Origin of the sequence: Candidatus Accumulibacter sp. ACC005 (assembly GCF_907163215.1) — a bacterium.
Lineage (GTDB): Bacteria > Pseudomonadota > Gammaproteobacteria > Burkholderiales > Rhodocyclaceae > Accumulibacter > Accumulibacter regalis.
This window is the reverse complement of sequence record NZ_CAJQUB010000009.1, coordinates 1-14,969: the sequence shown is the minus strand read 5'-3', so window position 1 is coordinate 14,969 and position 14,969 is coordinate 1. Positions and strand designations below refer to the sequence as shown.

At 62.2% G+C, this 14,969-nt stretch carries 10 protein-coding genes and 4 pseudogenes; 5 read left to right on the top strand and 9 right to left on the bottom strand.

Features of this window, described 5'->3' with window-relative positions; genetic code table 11:
* Positions 1-4 precede the first annotated feature (4 nt).
* Both QZ613_RS11000 and QZ613_RS10995 read right to left on the bottom strand, forming a co-directional pair.
* Positions 5-3,013, bottom strand: coding sequence for a DEAD/DEAH box helicase (locus tag QZ613_RS11000; protein ID WP_043565182.1), 3,009 nt, complete (start codon positions 3,011-3,013; stop codon positions 5-7).
* A 334-nt stretch (positions 3,014-3,347) separates the two neighbouring features.
* Positions 3,348-3,629: pseudogene (locus QZ613_RS10995) on the bottom strand (DUF520 family protein); the annotation flags it as partial.
* Between the two features lie 125 nt (positions 3,630-3,754).
* On the opposite strand from QZ613_RS10995, the gene QZ613_RS10990 reads away from it, so the two are divergent.
* Entirely contained in the window at positions 3,755-4,939 is a 1,185-nt protein-coding gene (locus QZ613_RS10990) for a transposase (RefSeq protein WP_291982436.1), read from the top strand.
* 183 nt (positions 4,940-5,122) lie between these two features.
* On the opposite strand, the pseudogene QZ613_RS10985 reads toward QZ613_RS10990, so the two are convergent.
* From QZ613_RS10985 to QZ613_RS10970, 4 genes and pseudogenes are all read right to left on the bottom strand, one after another.
* Positions 5,123-5,341, bottom strand: a pseudogene (locus QZ613_RS10985) (DUF520 family protein); the annotation flags it as partial.
* A 236-nt stretch (positions 5,342-5,577) separates the two neighbouring features.
* On the bottom strand, positions 5,578-5,913 hold the full coding sequence (locus QZ613_RS10980) for a hypothetical protein (RefSeq protein ID WP_043565123.1): 336 nt from the start codon (positions 5,911-5,913) through the stop codon (positions 5,578-5,580).
* Positions 5,910-6,293, bottom strand: coding sequence for a P-II family nitrogen regulator (locus QZ613_RS10975; RefSeq protein WP_043565122.1), 384 nt, complete (start codon positions 6,291-6,293; stop codon positions 5,910-5,912). The genes QZ613_RS10980 and QZ613_RS10975 overlap by 4 nt, the downstream gene beginning before the upstream one ends.
* Positions 6,290-7,993, bottom strand: coding sequence for a DUF1538 domain-containing protein (locus QZ613_RS10970; protein WP_043565119.1), 1,704 nt, complete (start codon positions 7,991-7,993; stop codon positions 6,290-6,292). Before QZ613_RS10970 ends, QZ613_RS10975 begins: the two co-directional genes overlap by 4 nt.
* Before the next feature lie 563 nt (positions 7,994-8,556).
* On the opposite strand from QZ613_RS10970, the gene QZ613_RS10965 reads away from it, so the two are divergent.
* Complete coding sequence (locus QZ613_RS10965) at positions 8,557-9,396, top strand: class I SAM-dependent methyltransferase (RefSeq protein WP_291982433.1); 840 nt, start codon at positions 8,557-8,559, stop codon at positions 9,394-9,396.
* Between the two features lie 503 nt (positions 9,397-9,899).
* Here QZ613_RS10965 and QZ613_RS10960 read toward each other — a convergent pair.
* Complete coding sequence (locus tag QZ613_RS10960; protein WP_366144456.1) at positions 9,900-10,541, bottom strand: inorganic diphosphatase; 642 nt, start codon at positions 10,539-10,541, stop codon at positions 9,900-9,902.
* A 237-nt stretch (positions 10,542-10,778) separates the two neighbouring features.
* On the opposite strand from QZ613_RS10960, the pseudogene rfbA reads away from it, so the two are divergent.
* The 3 genes and pseudogenes from rfbA (at position 10,779) to QZ613_RS21145 (ending at position 12,307) form a co-directional block, all read left to right on the top strand.
* A pseudogene (rfbA, locus tag QZ613_RS10955) lies at positions 10,779-11,698 on the top strand (glucose-1-phosphate thymidylyltransferase RfbA).
* A gap of 80 nt (positions 11,699-11,778) precedes the next feature.
* Positions 11,779-12,149: pseudogene (gene rfbC, locus QZ613_RS10950) on the top strand (dTDP-4-dehydrorhamnose 3,5-epimerase); the annotation flags it as partial.
* Complete coding sequence (locus tag QZ613_RS21145; protein ID WP_366144460.1) at positions 12,104-12,307, top strand: dTDP-4-dehydrorhamnose 3,5-epimerase family protein; 204 nt, start codon at positions 12,104-12,106, stop codon at positions 12,305-12,307. The pseudogene rfbC and the gene QZ613_RS21145, both read left to right, overlap by 46 nt.
* Positions 12,308-12,837: 530 nt before the next feature.
* Here QZ613_RS21145 and QZ613_RS10945 read toward each other — a convergent pair.
* Both QZ613_RS10945 and QZ613_RS21140 read right to left on the bottom strand, forming a co-directional pair.
* On the bottom strand, positions 12,838-13,116 hold the full coding sequence (locus tag QZ613_RS10945) for an MBL fold metallo-hydrolase (protein WP_291982431.1): 279 nt from the start codon (positions 13,114-13,116) through the stop codon (positions 12,838-12,840).
* A 563-nt stretch (positions 13,117-13,679) separates the two neighbouring features.
* The gene (locus QZ613_RS21140) at positions 13,680-13,775 is read right to left on the bottom strand and encodes a hypothetical protein (RefSeq protein WP_366144459.1); all 96 of its coding nucleotides are present in this window, start codon (positions 13,773-13,775) and stop codon (positions 13,680-13,682) included.
* Positions 13,776-14,969 lie beyond the last annotated feature (1,194 nt).

Genomic DNA, 14,969 nt, shown 5'->3' with positions numbered 1-14,969 from the left:
GGCTTCAATGGGGAAGCGGGGCGAAAAGCGCGGCAATGTCTTCGCTGCCGAACTTGGCGCGCACGCTGCTGTCTGCCGTGAGGATGCTCGCCGCAAGTGCCGCCTTGCGTTCCTGGAGGGCGAGGATCTTTTCCTCGATGCTGCCGGCGACGATCAACTTGTAGACGAACACCGGCTTGTCCTGCCCGAGACGATGGGCGCGATCGGTGGCCTGGTTCTCCACCGCCGGGTTCCACCAGGGATCGTAGTGGATCACGGTATCGGCAGCGGTCAGGTTGAGTCCGACCCCCCCGGTCTTCAGGCTGATCAGGAAAACCGGCACGTCACCGCCCTGAAAGCGGTCGATCTGCTCTTCGCGATCCCTGGTGTCGCCGGTGAGCAGAACATAGCCAATGCCGGCCAGCTTGAGTTCCCTCTCAATCAACGCCAGCATGCTGGTGAACTGCGAGAAGAGCAGGATCCGCCTTCCCTCCTCGACCTGCTCCGGGAGCATGGTCATCAACAGATCGAGCTTCGCACGCTCCCTGACTTTCTGTGCCGCCTTGGCCTTGACCAGGCGCGGATCGCAGCAAACCTGGCGCAACTTGAGCAGCGCATCGAGAATGACGATCTGGCTGCGATTAAAACCCTTGCTGGCGATTTCGACACGCACCTTCTCGTCCATCGCCACGCGCACCGTTTCGTACAGATCGCGCTGGCTACCGGCGAGTTCGACCTTGCGCACGATGATCGTTTTGGGGGGCAGCTCGCGCGCCACCTCCTCTTTCTTGCGACGCAGGATGAAGGGGCGCAGTCGGCGCGAGAGCAGCTCGCGACGTTGCCCGTCGTCCTGTTTTTCGATCGGCGTCCGCCAGTACTTGGTGAAGTTCTGGTTGCTGCCCAGAAAGCCGGGCAAGAGGAAATCGAACTGACTCCACAGCTCGCCGAGGTGGTTTTCCAGGGGCGTTCCGGTCAGGCACAGGCGATGCCGGGTGGTGATCTTGCGCACCACCTCGGCGCCCTGACTGCGCGCGTTCTTGACCGTTTGCGCCTCGTCGAGAATCAGCAGGTGATAGCGGTGCTTGGTCAGCTGCCCGGCATCACGCCACAGCAGGGGGTAGGTGGTCAGCACCACGTCGTGCTGCGCGATCTCGGCAAAGCGGCTCTTGCGTTCCGGTCCGTGCAGCGAGAGGATCGACAGGCCAGGCGCAAACCGTGCGGCTTCGTTCTTCCAGTTGAAAATCAACGAGGTCGGCAGAACGATCAAGGCCGGGCGATCGAGCCGCCCGCCTTCCTTTTCGAGCAGCAGGTGCGCCAGCGTCTGCGCGGTCTTGCCCAGGCCCATGTCGTCGGCAAGAATCCCGGAGAGGTTCTGGGCCCGCAGGAACTGCAGCCAGGCGACCCCTTCGGTCTGGTAGTGACGCAATTCGAGGCCGAGCCCGGCGGGTGGATCGATGTGCGCAATTCCCTGCGCGGCGCTCAGCTGGTCAGCCAGCGCCAGGACATCGCGTTGCCCCCGGAACTGCCAGCGGCGGTCGTCGTTGAGCTCGGCCAGACGCGGCGCGTCGAAGCGCGACAGGCGCAGCGTCGTGCCACCGGAAAAGCCGTCGAAGAGGTCGATCAGCGTCGCCGCCAGCGGTTTCAAGCGCCAGGCCGGAGCGCGCACGCGCTGCCCGCTCGGCGTTACCAGCTCGATCATGTCGTCGTCGGCAATTTCCGCCAGCAGGCTGACATCCAGCCAGCGTGCGTCACGGCGAAAAAGGGTGGCCAGCAGTGGCGCCAGCGGCAGGCGCTCGCCTTCGACGAAGATTCCCATGTCGAGGTCGAACCAGCCATTCTCGGACTCGACGAGATCGGCATCCCAGGCCTCGACTTCGAGCTGACGATGGCGAAAATCATCGGCAAACTCGACCTGCCAGCCGGCACGTCGCAGACGCGGCAACTCGTCGTGCATGAATGGCGACCAGTGGCTTTCGAGCGCCAGACCGTAGGCGTTGTCCGGCGGCCGGCCGAAAGTCTGCAGCACGTAGCCGGGGACCTTCTCGAGACCGCAGGCAGCGGATTCGTCCATCAACTGCGCTTCGCGCGCGCGCTTACGCTCGATACGAACCATCTCGCCGCTCGCCAGGATCGAGAAATCGCGCGTATCGTCGGGTTTCACCTCGACATCGGCGTAGCGAAAGACCGGCAAGGCTACGTCGAAAGCGCCACCGCTGAAAGTGGCTGCGTATTCTCGCCAACTGCGGTTGCCGTGCGTGTTCAGCGTCTGCAGGCGAAGCACCGGAACGGGATCGGCAACGATGCTGCGCAGATTGACGCTCGCGGTTTCGGCAGCGCTCGGCAATTCGCGTGCCGGTTCGCTCAACGCCTCGCCGACCAGCGCGGCGGCGGTGGCCGAGAGGGGTGGCAAGGAGAACAGGCGAGCAACGACTGCCGGATTGCCATCGACCTGCAAGGGCCCGATCAGTCGCCTGTCGAGGTCGATGTACCAGGGTGCCGGCAAGGGGACGACCAGACAGCCCCCCGGCTCCGGAGTGAGCAGCGGCACCCGACGCCCCTGCTCGTTGATCCGCCAACTGAGCGCGGCTGGACGCGCCACGGCCAGCGTCAGGCTGGAAAAGTCGTCCCTGCGGCACAGACGGCCAGTCTCGGCCATCAGCCGCAGCACTTCGCTGCCATGCACGGGGCCGAGGCCAAAGGCGCGCAGGCCGGTATCGAACGAGCGCTCGCTCCACAGGAGGCCAAGAATCACCCGATCCTCGTCGCTGACGAAACGCGGCGGCTTGCTCAACGCACGATCCAGGCTCCACAACTCCTCGGCACTCTCCGGATCGCGGCCCTTGTTAACGGTCACCCCGAAACCGCGCGCGTCTGTCGTCCACTGCAGAAGATAGAAGAGGCGCTGGCGATTGGCGGCTGGACTGCGATCCTTCTTGCTGACCGCCATCGCCACCCGGCGCAACTCCTCGGTCCAGGAAAGAACTCCCAGTTCGACTCGCTCCACCGGCTCGTGAGTATCGCCAGGCTTATACATGGCGAAGGCCGCGACGGCAGGAAGCACTGCTGCACAGTCGGCAAGTAAATCGACGCTGCAAGAAACGACTCGGAAATGCTTTCAAAATCTGGACTCGCAACACAAGAGTCATCGGCTGTCCGCGGTTGCAGAGCGCCCAACGGCGCGTTTCTGGCACGAACGAGAACCAGCTAGGGTAGCACAACGGGGGCCCGGGTTGCGGCAAGAATGCGCGGCAAAGGGAGTTCGTCGCGACGCGTGACGACGCCTCGGTGCTTGCCGAGGGGCGCCAACTGCCGCGTGAACCGGGAACCGCGCCGCGGCCGACCCGAGCCGCGTCGTGGCGAGCCGGCAATCAATCGCGAAAATTGCCGTACTTGATCGGAAAATCGGTGATCGCCTTGGTGATCGTGGCGATGCAGGCCTGCAGTTCGTCGCGCTTGGCACCACTGACGCGCACCGCATCGCCCTGAATCGACGCCTGCACCTTGAGCTTCGAATCCTTGATCAGCTTGACGATCTTCTTCGCCAGCTCGGACTCGATGCCGATCTTGATCTTCAGCTCCTGTTTGACCTTGTTGCCCGAAACCTGTTGAACCGGCTGGGCATCCAGGCGTTTGGTGCTCTCTTTCTCCTTTGAGCCTCTTGCAAGACTGACACTGCAGGGCTGATTTTTTTGCCGCTGGGGGCGAAAGCGGAGGACGCAGGCGGCCATTTCTGGCATGATGGGTTTCTCAAGACCAACATCATAACGCCTGCAAAATGGATACTACCCAACGCGACCTGATCATGCAACGATGGAACGTGATTCAGCACGAACTGCTGCCCGAGTTAAGGGCTGAAGGTCCGCTGACACCGAAGTTGGAGAAGGTCGTGCACATCCTGGAATGGGTGCGCATTGAGGAATTCACGGGATCAAACTGGTGTGGCGTGGGGCGTCCGCCGGTAGAGCGGGCGTGGCTGGCGAACGCTTTCGTGGCCAAGTCGGTATTGGGGCTGAATACCACGGTAGGGCTGATTGAGCGCCTGACGATAGACCGTGCGCTGCGACGCATCTGTGGCTTTCCTCTGTGCAAGAAACTGCCTTCTGAAGCCACCTTCTCGCGTGCCTTCGACGAGTTTGCCCAGGGGGAGTTGGGCCTGCGAGTTCATGAAGCCCTCGTCAAGGCACATCTCGGGGATGAACTGATCGGACATATCAGCCGCGACGGCACGGCCATTGAAGGACGCGAACATCCGTCCCGGAGCGAGGCGGCCGTGCCCGAAGAGGTCCCGGCGGCGCAGCCCTCGGTGCTCCCCAAGGAAGAGAGCCCTTCCGAAGCGAGTGCGCCAGCGGCAGAAACGCCGCCACCGGCGAAGAGACGTGGCCGCCCTCGGCGCGGCGAGACACGACCACCCGCGAAGGAGTCGCCGATCCAGCGCCAACGCGGGCAGACGTTGGCGCAAATGCTCGATGAGATTCCGACGGCGTGTGATCGCGGCACGAAGTGCAACGCCCAAGGCTACAAGGTCAGCTGGAACGGCTATAAGCTGCATCTCGACACCGCCGACTGTGGCGTGCCCATCGCGGCGCTGCTTTCAAGCGCCTCGATGCACGACAGCCGTGCCGCCATCCCGCTATCACTGATCAGTGCCGAGCGGGTGACCAACCTCTACGATGTCATGGATGCGGCCTATTGCAGCACCGAATTGCGTGAGCACTGCCGGAGTCTCGGCCACGTTCCGCTGATCGATCACAACCCGCGTCGCGGCGAGAAGATCGAATTCGCACCGGCCGAGGCCATTCGTTACAACGAACGCACCGTCGCCGAGCGCAGCAATGCGCGGCTCAAGGACGAATTCGGCGGCAACACCATCATGGTCAAGGGCGACGCCAAGGTGATGGCACACTTGATGTTCGGTATCCTGGCTCTGACCGCCGACCAGTTGATGCGATTACGAGAATGACCGCCTGTGTTTCCTCTCCGACCGCGGTGCATCCGATGATGCAGGGCGGTCGTTGCCCCCAATGAGACAAATAATGCCATCAGGTTAGCCGCTCGGCCAAGGCAGCTTCCCTCGCGACAAAAATCGCTCCCAGAGAGCGAATCCCGCGGCTCAGCAGTTCCCGCGGGGGAGTTTTGCAAGAGGCTCCTTTTTCTCCATGGCGGGAAAGAGCAGATCCTTGATCTGGCCAAGCTGAAAATCCGAGTCGCCGTGCAGCGTGATCAGCTTGTCCTTCTCGTTCAACTCGACTTTGGCACTCGTCGCCTTGAAGTCGTAACGATTGTCGATGGCCCGCTTGGTGACGTCTACCGCGTTGTGCAGGGCCGCCATATCGGCTTCTGAAGAAAAATCAAATGAAGGCATGTGAAGTCCGTCCCAGTGGAGAGTGGTTTTGACAACAGAGGTCGTCGGCCGGGGTTCGCCGACCGACAAGGCTCGCCAGGGGTAGGCGTACGCCCGGCGCGACAGCCGCTGGCATTCTTGTCCTTGCCGCGCAGCCGGGCAAGGCACGGTTCAGATCGAGCCACGCCAATGGTAGCAAGAGGCTGCGGGTCGCGGAACCACGGCAACGGTCGACCGCGGCACGCCGCTGGCCGGCGTCAAACGTCGAAAGGCATCATCGGATGGCCACGGCAGACGGGCTCCATGAAGATAATGCCCCGATTCGGCTCGCCAAGCTCCCCCGCCGCGAAAACCTGCGCGAAGACCGCGTCCGCCTGCGGTGCTTCGACGAGCACCATGAGTACGTCCTGCTCGCTCCAGCGAAGGGTGCCGGGCTGCCGCCGACCGGTACCGCGCGCATGGTGATGGGTGACCGACAGCACGCCAGCTTCGTTCTCGAGCAGCTTCATCAGCTTCATGCCTTGGCCGCTGACGAGAATCGCCGTGATCAGCTTCTTCTCGACGCCGTAGCCGATGTGCGCCAGGACGCTCATCCGGCACGCTCGGTGTGCACGCCAAAGCGGGCCGCCACATCATGCGGGACGTAAGTGGACATCTTGTCGAGTCGAGTCATCCACAGGATTCCCATACCCGGCGTGTCCATCTTTGCCGAAACGAAGATACGTTCGAACAAGGTGTCCGCCTGCTCCGACGGCACGACGATGTAGATGATCTCCTTTTCGGTGTTCACCGTCAGGCCGAGGATGCCGAGACGCTTCTGGCGAACGCCAGTCCCGTGCGCATGGAAAACGGTCGCTCCCTGGGCACCGGCTTCAACCGCGACCTGGACCACCTGATCGGCGACCCCGCGCTGGACAATGACCGTGATCAACATCACATCGGTGAGGACAATCAACTCATTCTTATTGCTCATGCCTTATTGCTCCTTCTCTTGTGTCCGCGAGTCTTCATGTCGATCCACAGGCCAGTAGCCAGAACCGAGATGATCGGGCCAACCGAACACATGGCGAGGATGCCGAAGCCCTCGGCAGCACCCACCACCTCGCCGAGGCCGATGCCCAGGGCCAGCAACAGCGGCACGGTCACCGGTCCGGTGGTCACGCCGGCGCTGTCCCAGGCGAGGTTGACGATCTCTTCGCGCGAAACGGCGGTCAACGCCAGCGCAATCGTATAACCACCGAGCAGCAACATCCACACTGGCAAGTGAAACAGGATACGGGCAACCCCGAGGGCGGCGCCAACGCCGACTCCAATGGCAACGGCGTGGATCAGCATGCGCTTGCGGAACGCGCCGTCGGTGAGGTTCTCGACTGTCATGCCCATGGCGTTGAGCGCCGGCTCGGCGACGGTTGCGCCAAAACCGATGGCGAAAGCAAAGGTCAGGGTCATGGCAATTCCCAGGGCGAACGGATAGAGCGCCGGCGCGCCGGTGTCGCGGTGCGGCGAGAAGGCCCAGGGAACGTTGTTGCCGGCTTGCTCGCCGAGGGCCACCAGCCCCGCGGTCAGACCGAGATTGAAGAGCAACATGCCGGTCAGAGCCATGGCCACGCCATAGATAAAGATGTTGTGCTGGCGAATCTTCTGCCCGAGCAGGCGCGTCTGCACCAGTACCAGCAGCAAAACCAGCGGCACGATGGCCCGCAATGCACCAAGAATCTCGGCAAAAGGCGTTCGGTTGTACCATCCATCGACCGCCGGAGGCAGCACCGGCAGCATCGCTTCGGCGCCCAGCCCGGTGAGATAGATGGCCGTGCCGAGAACGGCAAGAATCGGGAAAATCGACGCCAGGGTGACGATCCCGAACCCCGACAGCGGGTTATCGCTACGCCCCGTAGAGGCGGCCACGCCGACGCCGACCGCGAGTACCAGCGGCACGGTTACCGGACCGGTGGTCACCGCGCCGCAGTCCCAGGCCAGGCCGATGATCGGCGCCAGCTCCGGCTGCTGGGCGCACCAGGCGGTCAGGCCGAGAGTCGGCGGCATGATCAGCAGGACCATGGTCTTGAGTTGCCAGCCGAACATTGTGCGCAGCATCCCCAGACTCACCGCCAGGCCAACGCCGCCGGCAACCGCCAGCACCAGCCAATGCGCATACGGGCCGAGCAGCTGGCGCAGCCACGGCGAACGCTCGGGAGAAATGGCGCTGGCGGCAGCCTGCAGCGCCCCGATCGCCGGCTCGGCAAAGGTTGCGGCGGCGCCCAGCAGCAGGCTAAAAGCGAGCAAGACCGTGGGGTGCGTCTTGCCCGGCATCTGAAAACCGACGTTCTCGGCGAAGGGCATCAAGCCGATCTTGACCCCTTCCATGAAGAACATCAGACCGACCATGACCGCCACGATACCCAGCGCGACGGACTCGGCGTCGAGCAGCGAGCTGCGTAAAGCAAGTGCCTGAAAACCGATCAGCATCAGCGCCAGCGGCAGGACTGCGCGCAGCTGTTCGCTGAAGCGGACAGAAACGTAAGGAGTCAGCAAACGATGCAGATCAATGGCCCGCAACGGCGGGCCCTTGGGCCGTAAGCGCTCGGCTTCCAGAAGCGCGGCGAAGCTGATCCGTCGTTTGTGGCGCTGTACAGCGCCAAGATAGACGCCGTAACGTAACTTGCGTTCTGCCAATGTCGTTCCTCCTGCGGCAATCTACCACAGAAGAATGAATCGTGTTCCAGCCCCGAAACGATTCGCTGCTATTAACTTTGATGCCGTCGTCGTGGCGGTGGCGAGATCGCCGCTCACTCTCGGGAAGCCTTCCCGCGGCCAAGCATAGCGCTCTGATAGATTTGCCTTTCTGCCTTTTCAGAGGACCGCCACGTACTCGACGAACAGACTTGGGCGGGTGGACATCGTCAATCGCGCCGCCAGGGAAAAGCGCGGACACCCGCTCTTTCCCCCACCCGGATAACAAATGCCCGATGCGGCTGCGTAGCAGCCATCCGCTGGCGGCGCTGCCGTCGTCCCGCGGTAGTCGTTTTGCACCGTGGAGCGTCGTCCGCTGTCCGAGGCGCGCACCGGCATGCCCATACCGGCCGCCAGGACATATACCCATCCCGATAGAAATACTCTATAGTGACCTCTACAGATCGCCTGGCGATCTTCCGCGCTGCCCACCGCACACGATCCCTTGTCTCGCCCCGGCTCGACAACACAAGCCACGGCACGCCGCGCTGGCGGTGCAGACCTGCATGGAAATGACTGGAATGGCCAACAGCACATCGACAAGCACCAACCGCGCTGCTTGGGACCATTCCAGCCACCCGGATTTCTTCAACTACTACGCGCGAAAAAGCCTGTCCTGCGAAACTCTCGAGCGCTTTACCCGCGTACGCGACAAGGCCCTCACGCTCCTCGCCCAAGCGAACGGCCCCGCACGCACGCTGGAAGTCGTCGATATCGGCTGCGGAGCCGGCACTCAGTGCCGCTTGTGGGCGCAGTCGGGACATCGTGTCCACGGCATAGACGTCAATGAGGCCTTGATCGAAGTTGCCGCGAGGCGGGCGCGGCAAGAGCAGTTTGACATCGCGTTCAAGGTCGGCTCGGCCACCGAGCTTCCCTACGATGATGGCTCGATGGACGTCAGCCTGCTCACGGAAATCCTGGAACACGTCACGGACTGGCGAACTTGCCTCATTGAAGCGGCGCGCGTGCTGAAGCCGGGGGGCCTGCTCTTCCTCAGTACGACCAACCGTCTGTGCCCGCTGCAGGAAGCGTTTTCCCTGCCCCTGTACAGCTGGTATCCGGGCGTCCTGAAACACCACTGCGAGCGCCTCGCCGTGAGCACACGACCGGAGATCGCCAACCACGCCACCTACCCGGCAGTGAATTGGTTCACGTCCTATTCGCTCGTTGCCTACCTGGAAAAGCACGGCTTTCGCTGCCTGGATCGCTTCGACATGATCGACAGCGAACAGCTTGGCGGTCTGAAAAAACTGCTGATCAATGGCGCACGAGCAATACCACCACTACGCTTTGCCGGGCACGTCCTCACCCCCGGCACCGTCATCGTCGCCCTCAAACAGGGCTGAAGCGCGAATCCCCCCTCAATGCGCGTCCCTGGCGACGCCGGCCTTGTCCATGCACTGATAGTTCGTCGTACAGTTGCTGAGCGAGCAGACACTCTCCGTCTTGACAGCCAGTTGCTTGCGCCCCGCGCATAGGGCTTCGGCGCGGGCACGAACATCGGCAATGGCTTTTTCGGAGTTCGGGTGATCAAGAGCAGGAAATTCGTGTCGTCGCCGTAGCTCAAGAGCAGATTTTCGGAACAAGCCGAGAACAGCAGGACAAGCAGCAGGGTGCCGCTGGTCATCGACTTGGCGAGCAGGGACTGGACGTTCAAGGCGCACTCCGGGAGAGGGTCTGGCGACAACCGCCGCGATGGAAGCACTATACACAAATCAGTTGCCGCGGGCCTGCTTGGGCGCGTGTCGACTTCTGTGCCTGCGGGCGGCCGGCCACGCGCGCTCTTGAGGTTCATGACGAAGCTCTCCATGACGGCGTTGTCCCCGCTCCCCGCCGCTGGCCTCGCGCTTCATGCTGACCGGCAACTGATACGGGACAGGCAGCCGGCGTCAGAACGGGATAGCCGCAGGGTGGGGATATCGAGAAGAGCCCCCGCTCGCTCGTCAGTGCGCTTCAGTATTTGACCGCCGACCCTTTCCAGGACTGCTGCCGCGGGCGCGCCCGAGCCATGGCCTGGGCGGCTGAACACCAGCCATCGCAGCCGTTGCGCCCCGGCCGACCGCGCAGCAGATTGAGCAGGCCCTTGCACTTGGCGTAGAAACCGAAAAAAGCGGAGCACGAACGCTTTCTGCGCAGGGGTCGGCGGGTGGGTGCAGCACACCAGCTTGTCGTCGACCATGCCGCGGTCGGTCTGCGTTACCGCGCCCCAGGCCTTGACCCGAATGCGTGTGCCGACGGGCAGGCGCGGCCCGAGTACCAGGGCATCGAGTAGGTCGCCTTCCAGCCCGAGATAGTTGGGAACGGAGCCGTAGTTGAACGGACAGGGAAAAGGCGAAACGAAATCGATGCGGCCGATGGAGCCGCGTTTCAGAAAGCTGCCGCGTGGCACCTCGATCACGACGTCAAGTTCCAGTTCCGGCGGCTCGACGGCTGCGCTGCCGGCCTGCGCTGATGGGATATGTGCATTAGTCATCAAGCCATCGTAACTCAAGACAACCCGCGCTTGGCCGCAGGGAAGCCGGGGCGATCGTCGCGAACGTCCCGGAAAGGCGTCCGCCGGTGCGCAGGGTGCAAGGTGCAAGCAACGGTGAAATAGTGCCTCCTGCGCGCAGCCTGCAATCGGTATACTGCTCCCCGTTGGCTGATTGACTTGACGCCAGCAGCGCGCGCCACGGCGCCTTGCCAGTTCGTCACCGACTTGAGCTGGCCTTTACATCAGGATCGCAAAATGACTACGACGCTCGGCCACTCGACGCTCGGCAACAGCTTGCCACGGCGCAAGGGGATCATCCTCGCCGGCGGCTCCGGCACCCGCCTCTACCCGGCGACCCTGGCGGTATCGAAGCAGATGTTGCCGATCTACGACAAGCCGATGATCTACTATCCGCTGACCACGCTGATGCTGGCCGGCATTCGCGATTTTCTGATCATCTCGACGCCGATCGATACGCCGCGCTTCCAGCAGTTGCTGGGCGATGGCCAGCAATGGGGATTGGACATCCAGTACGCGGTGCAGCCAAGCCCGGACGGGCTGGCGCAGGCATTCATCATCGGCGCCGATTTTGTCGGCAACGGACCTTCGGCGCTGGTGCTCGGCGACAACATTTTCTACGGGCACGAGATTGCCAACGATCTGCAGGCCGTGAATGCGCAGCAGCAGCAGGGTGCAACGGTGTTTGCCTACCGCGTCCATGATCCCGAACGTTACGGCGTCGTCGAGTTCGACAAGGAGGGACGCGCCATCAGCCTGGAAGAGAAACCGGCCAGACCGAAATCGCACTACGCCGTCACCGGCTTGTATTTTTATGACGATCGGGTGGTCGACGTGGCGCGCAGTCTGAAGCCTTCGCCACGCGGCGAGCTCGAAATCACCGACGTCAACCGCCAGTACCTGGAATGGGGCGAACTGGGCGTTTCGATCATGGGGCGTGGGCCATGCCTGGCTGGATACGGGCACCCACGAGTCACTGCTCGAAGCCAGCATGTTCATTCAGACGATCGAAAAACGGCAGGGGCCTGAAGATCGCCTGCCCGGAGGAGATCGCTTTCCACCAGGGCTGTATCACCGCCGAACAGCTGCAAGCACTGGCCGAACCGATGAAGAAGAACCTCTATGGGCAGTACCTGCTGGCGCTGCTGGACGAGTAAGGCCTGTTCCTGCCGCCGCCACTGGCAAGGTGACTGCTGCCCGCCACTCGCTCCCTTAACTTCCTGCGAGCGCATGACCGATGAAACTGATTTCCACCCGCCTGCCCGACGTGATGATCGTCGAACCCAAGGTTTTCGGCGACGCTCGCGGCTTCTTCCTGGAGAGCTGGAACGGCAAGGCTTTCGCTGCCCTGGGACTGAACCTGAATTTTGTCCAGGATAACCATTCCCGCTCGCGCAAGGGCGTGTTACGCGGGCTGCATTATCAGCTTCTGCAACCACAGGGAAGCTGGTACGGGTCACCAGCGGCGCGGTCTTCGACGTCGCCGTCGATCTGCGCCGCTCTTCGCCGCACTTCGGCCGCTGGGAGGGAGTCGAGCTTTCCGACGAGAATCAACGCATGTTGTGGTTCCACCCGGCTTCGCGCACGGCTTCCTGGTGCTTTCGGAAACGGCTGATTTTCTCTACAAGACGACCCGAGTATTACGCGCCGGAACACGAGCGCTGTTGCTGTGGAACGACCCGGAAATCGGCGTCGACTGGTGGCCCCTGGTGGTCGCCCCATGCCACTCCGCCAAGGACCATTTGTGGACGCCCGCTTCAGGCTAGCCGATGCCTATTCCTGAAGATGCGCCCGCCGGACACACCACGCGGCGCTCCGATCCTCATCCTGTGGCCCCTACCGGCAAGACCTCAGAATTCGAAACCTGATTTTGATTCTGCAACTCGTCGGCCGCAATTGGGCCCGGCACAGGCCTGAAATCTCGGCCATGGTCCTTTCGGCCTGTCCGGTGGCTTTGAGATTGGCTGATATGGATCTCTGCAGTGATCGCCTAGCTTGCGCAGTGCGCCGGCGAGCAATACCTCGGGCAAAGGTGTGATCGAAATCTCTGCCAGCCGCTTTTCCCGATTGGCGAAGGCCGTTGCGATCACCAGATGCGTAAGATTAGCAAAATGCGTTTTGACCCACCGGCCAAACGATTCCCATTGACGGTCGTATCCGCGGTAAACACCAGACTTCCAGACCCCGAGGTCCGAGCTGATAACCAACCGCTGGAACGGGTATGCCTCGGCGGGCACTGCGTGACGTTCGCTAGCCGAGGCGACGAGTGGCCAATATCGACGGCTTGGTACTGGGCTTACCGGTGACGCGACTCGGAAATGAACACTGACATCAGCCCAAAGATGGCCCAGTTGAAAATAGCTTTGGCCAATGATGTCCGGTGTCTGGCCGTCGCATAGACGATCAGTGGCTTCGCGCGCAGGTCGCTGACCGAATCGATCAGCAATGGCAGCGAAGCAATGTGATCGAGATGCGAATGGGTCAGAAAGACATGGTCGATGCAGGCCAGCTGTGAACGCGACAGATCGGCGACCCCGGTTCCTGCATCGACCAGGATGTCATCGTCGACGAGCATTGACGTCGTCCGCAGGTGGCGCCCGCCAATTCCGCCACTACAGCCCAGCACCCTGACCTTTCATGATCGCTCCGGCCGCACCCCTCCGTTCTTGGGACCTGCTGCCGTGCTGCCGTTGCGCCGGCGCCCAGAGGCTCCGCGCAGGCAGCAATGATCGCCCATCAGACTTTGATGGAGAAATGCATTTTCACACCGTCAAGTTCGATCACATCATGGTCGCCAGAGGATGGGCCTGCGCGCCAATGGTCTTTCCGTTCAACCGTCGGAAAGCTGGCGCCCTCAACGTGCGTCAGGAAGTAAACCGTTCGGCTTCCTGGCGATCACTGCCACCTGCAAGCCAGGCTTGCCAAGCGTGGTCATCGTCCTTGGTCAGCAACAGTTGTCGGCCAGCGTTGGCGCCATTGAGCAACTGGATGCCGCGCCAGAAGGGGCCGCGCTGGCCACTGCGGCAACCGACCTGTGCCCTGCTGCAGCGACCATGGGATCGCCCAGAGTGGCTACAATCGGGAGCGGCCCGGACTGAAACAACATGCTTTTGTCGTAGTCTGCCGTATCGCCCTGGGTTACCGCGCGGCGAGGTATTTCATCTTGTACTTGCCCAGTTCGATCACATCACCGTCCTTGAGGAAATGCTTCTTGACCGACTGGCCGTTGACCAGCGTACCGTTGGTACTGGTTCAGGTCCTCGAGGAAGGAATCATTGAGTATGGTCACCACTGCTGCATGTTCACCGCTGATCGCCATGTTGTCGATCTGGATGTCGTTATGCGCCTTGCGGGACCATACTCATGCCTCGACTTGAGCCGCGTGGTCTCCTTGGATTACCAGAACCATCCATGCTGAGTATGAGCCTTTGCCACGCACTCTTTTTCGATCCTTATCTAAACCATGACAAGAGTTTCGGACCCATCGCCCCGGGAGTCGCGGGGAACTCCCTCAAGAACCTTGACCACCACCCCGAGAATGTTGTCACCCGTCTCCACTCGTTGTGTCCCGTTGGCGATCTGTATCAACTTGGCTGCCGCAAGGTCCAAGGTTGGGCGCCGAACATCTCCGCAGTGTTTTAAATCTCGGCTGGGCTTTCCAGAAGTCGTAGAGGCCATCCCAGATTCAGAATCAGGATAAACGTCAACCCGGGTGACCACGTGGTGTGCACCTCTGCCTCTACCTGCGGATCGACGCCCGACGGCACGGGACACCAGATTGCGATTGACCGGTAGCGCCGCCTCGTCGCCGATATCTTGGACACAGGTCTAGTTGTTCCTTGCCACCAAGGAGGTCGCGCGTCAAGCCACGAACCTCGTCCCACCCCGCAAGCGATGAGAGACGCGGAATCACCGATATGCGCGACGACCATCCGATTCGTCCCGCAAGACGGAGCGACAACGTGGTGTGCCCATTGCCCCGCCGAAGCGCGACCTGATCCTCGGCCGCACGATTAGATCCGCCGAGTTGAACCGCGGCGATTCTGTTCAACCCAGCGCTCGCGCGCAAACAATTTGCCCGCATAAACCCGGTCGATGGTTATGTGCGGCAACAGGTCCCTTGAATGCTACCGTTGCAGGCCACTCGACAGGAGCGTCCCGTCGCCCATTATGCCTGGCGACTTAGCCTGCCTTAATAGCCCACCCTTGCCCGTCCGGCCAGAAATGGCCCAGTCCCCGATTCGCCCTTCGACGAAGACCTAATCCTGCGGTTCTGTCCCCCCCCCTCACCAGTCCCGGGGTCGGTACGCATGACCCTTGCCCAGCCGCGCCCAAGGACTGGTTCGTCCACCTCTTCTCCACCCAACTGGGTCGGCCAGCCAGGGCGGCTACCCTTCACTTTCGCCCGCCTCCTGCGGCCTTCGCCGG

What these genes read in the sequence shown, in the direction of transcription:
- QZ613_RS11000 (WP_043565182.1), bottom strand. Translation starts at nt 3,013, where the DNA reads ATGTATAAGCCTGGCGATACTCACGAGCCGGTGGAGCGAGTCGAACTG.
- QZ613_RS10990 (WP_291982436.1), top strand. Translation starts at nt 3,755, where the DNA reads ATGGATACTACCCAACGCGACCTGATCATGCAACGATGGAACGTGATT.
- QZ613_RS10980 (WP_043565123.1), bottom strand. Translation starts at nt 5,913, where the DNA reads ATGAGCGTCCTGGCGCACATCGGCTACGGCGTCGAGAAGAAGCTGATC.
- QZ613_RS10975 (WP_043565122.1), bottom strand. Translation starts at nt 6,293, where the DNA reads ATGAGCAATAAGAATGAGTTGATTGTCCTCACCGATGTGATGTTGATC.
- QZ613_RS10965 (WP_291982433.1), top strand. Translation starts at nt 8,557, where the DNA reads ATGGAAATGACTGGAATGGCCAACAGCACATCGACAAGCACCAACCGC.
- QZ613_RS10945 (WP_291982431.1), bottom strand. Translation starts at nt 13,116, where the DNA reads ATGCTCGTCGACGATGACATCCTGGTCGATGCAGGAACCGGGGTCGCC.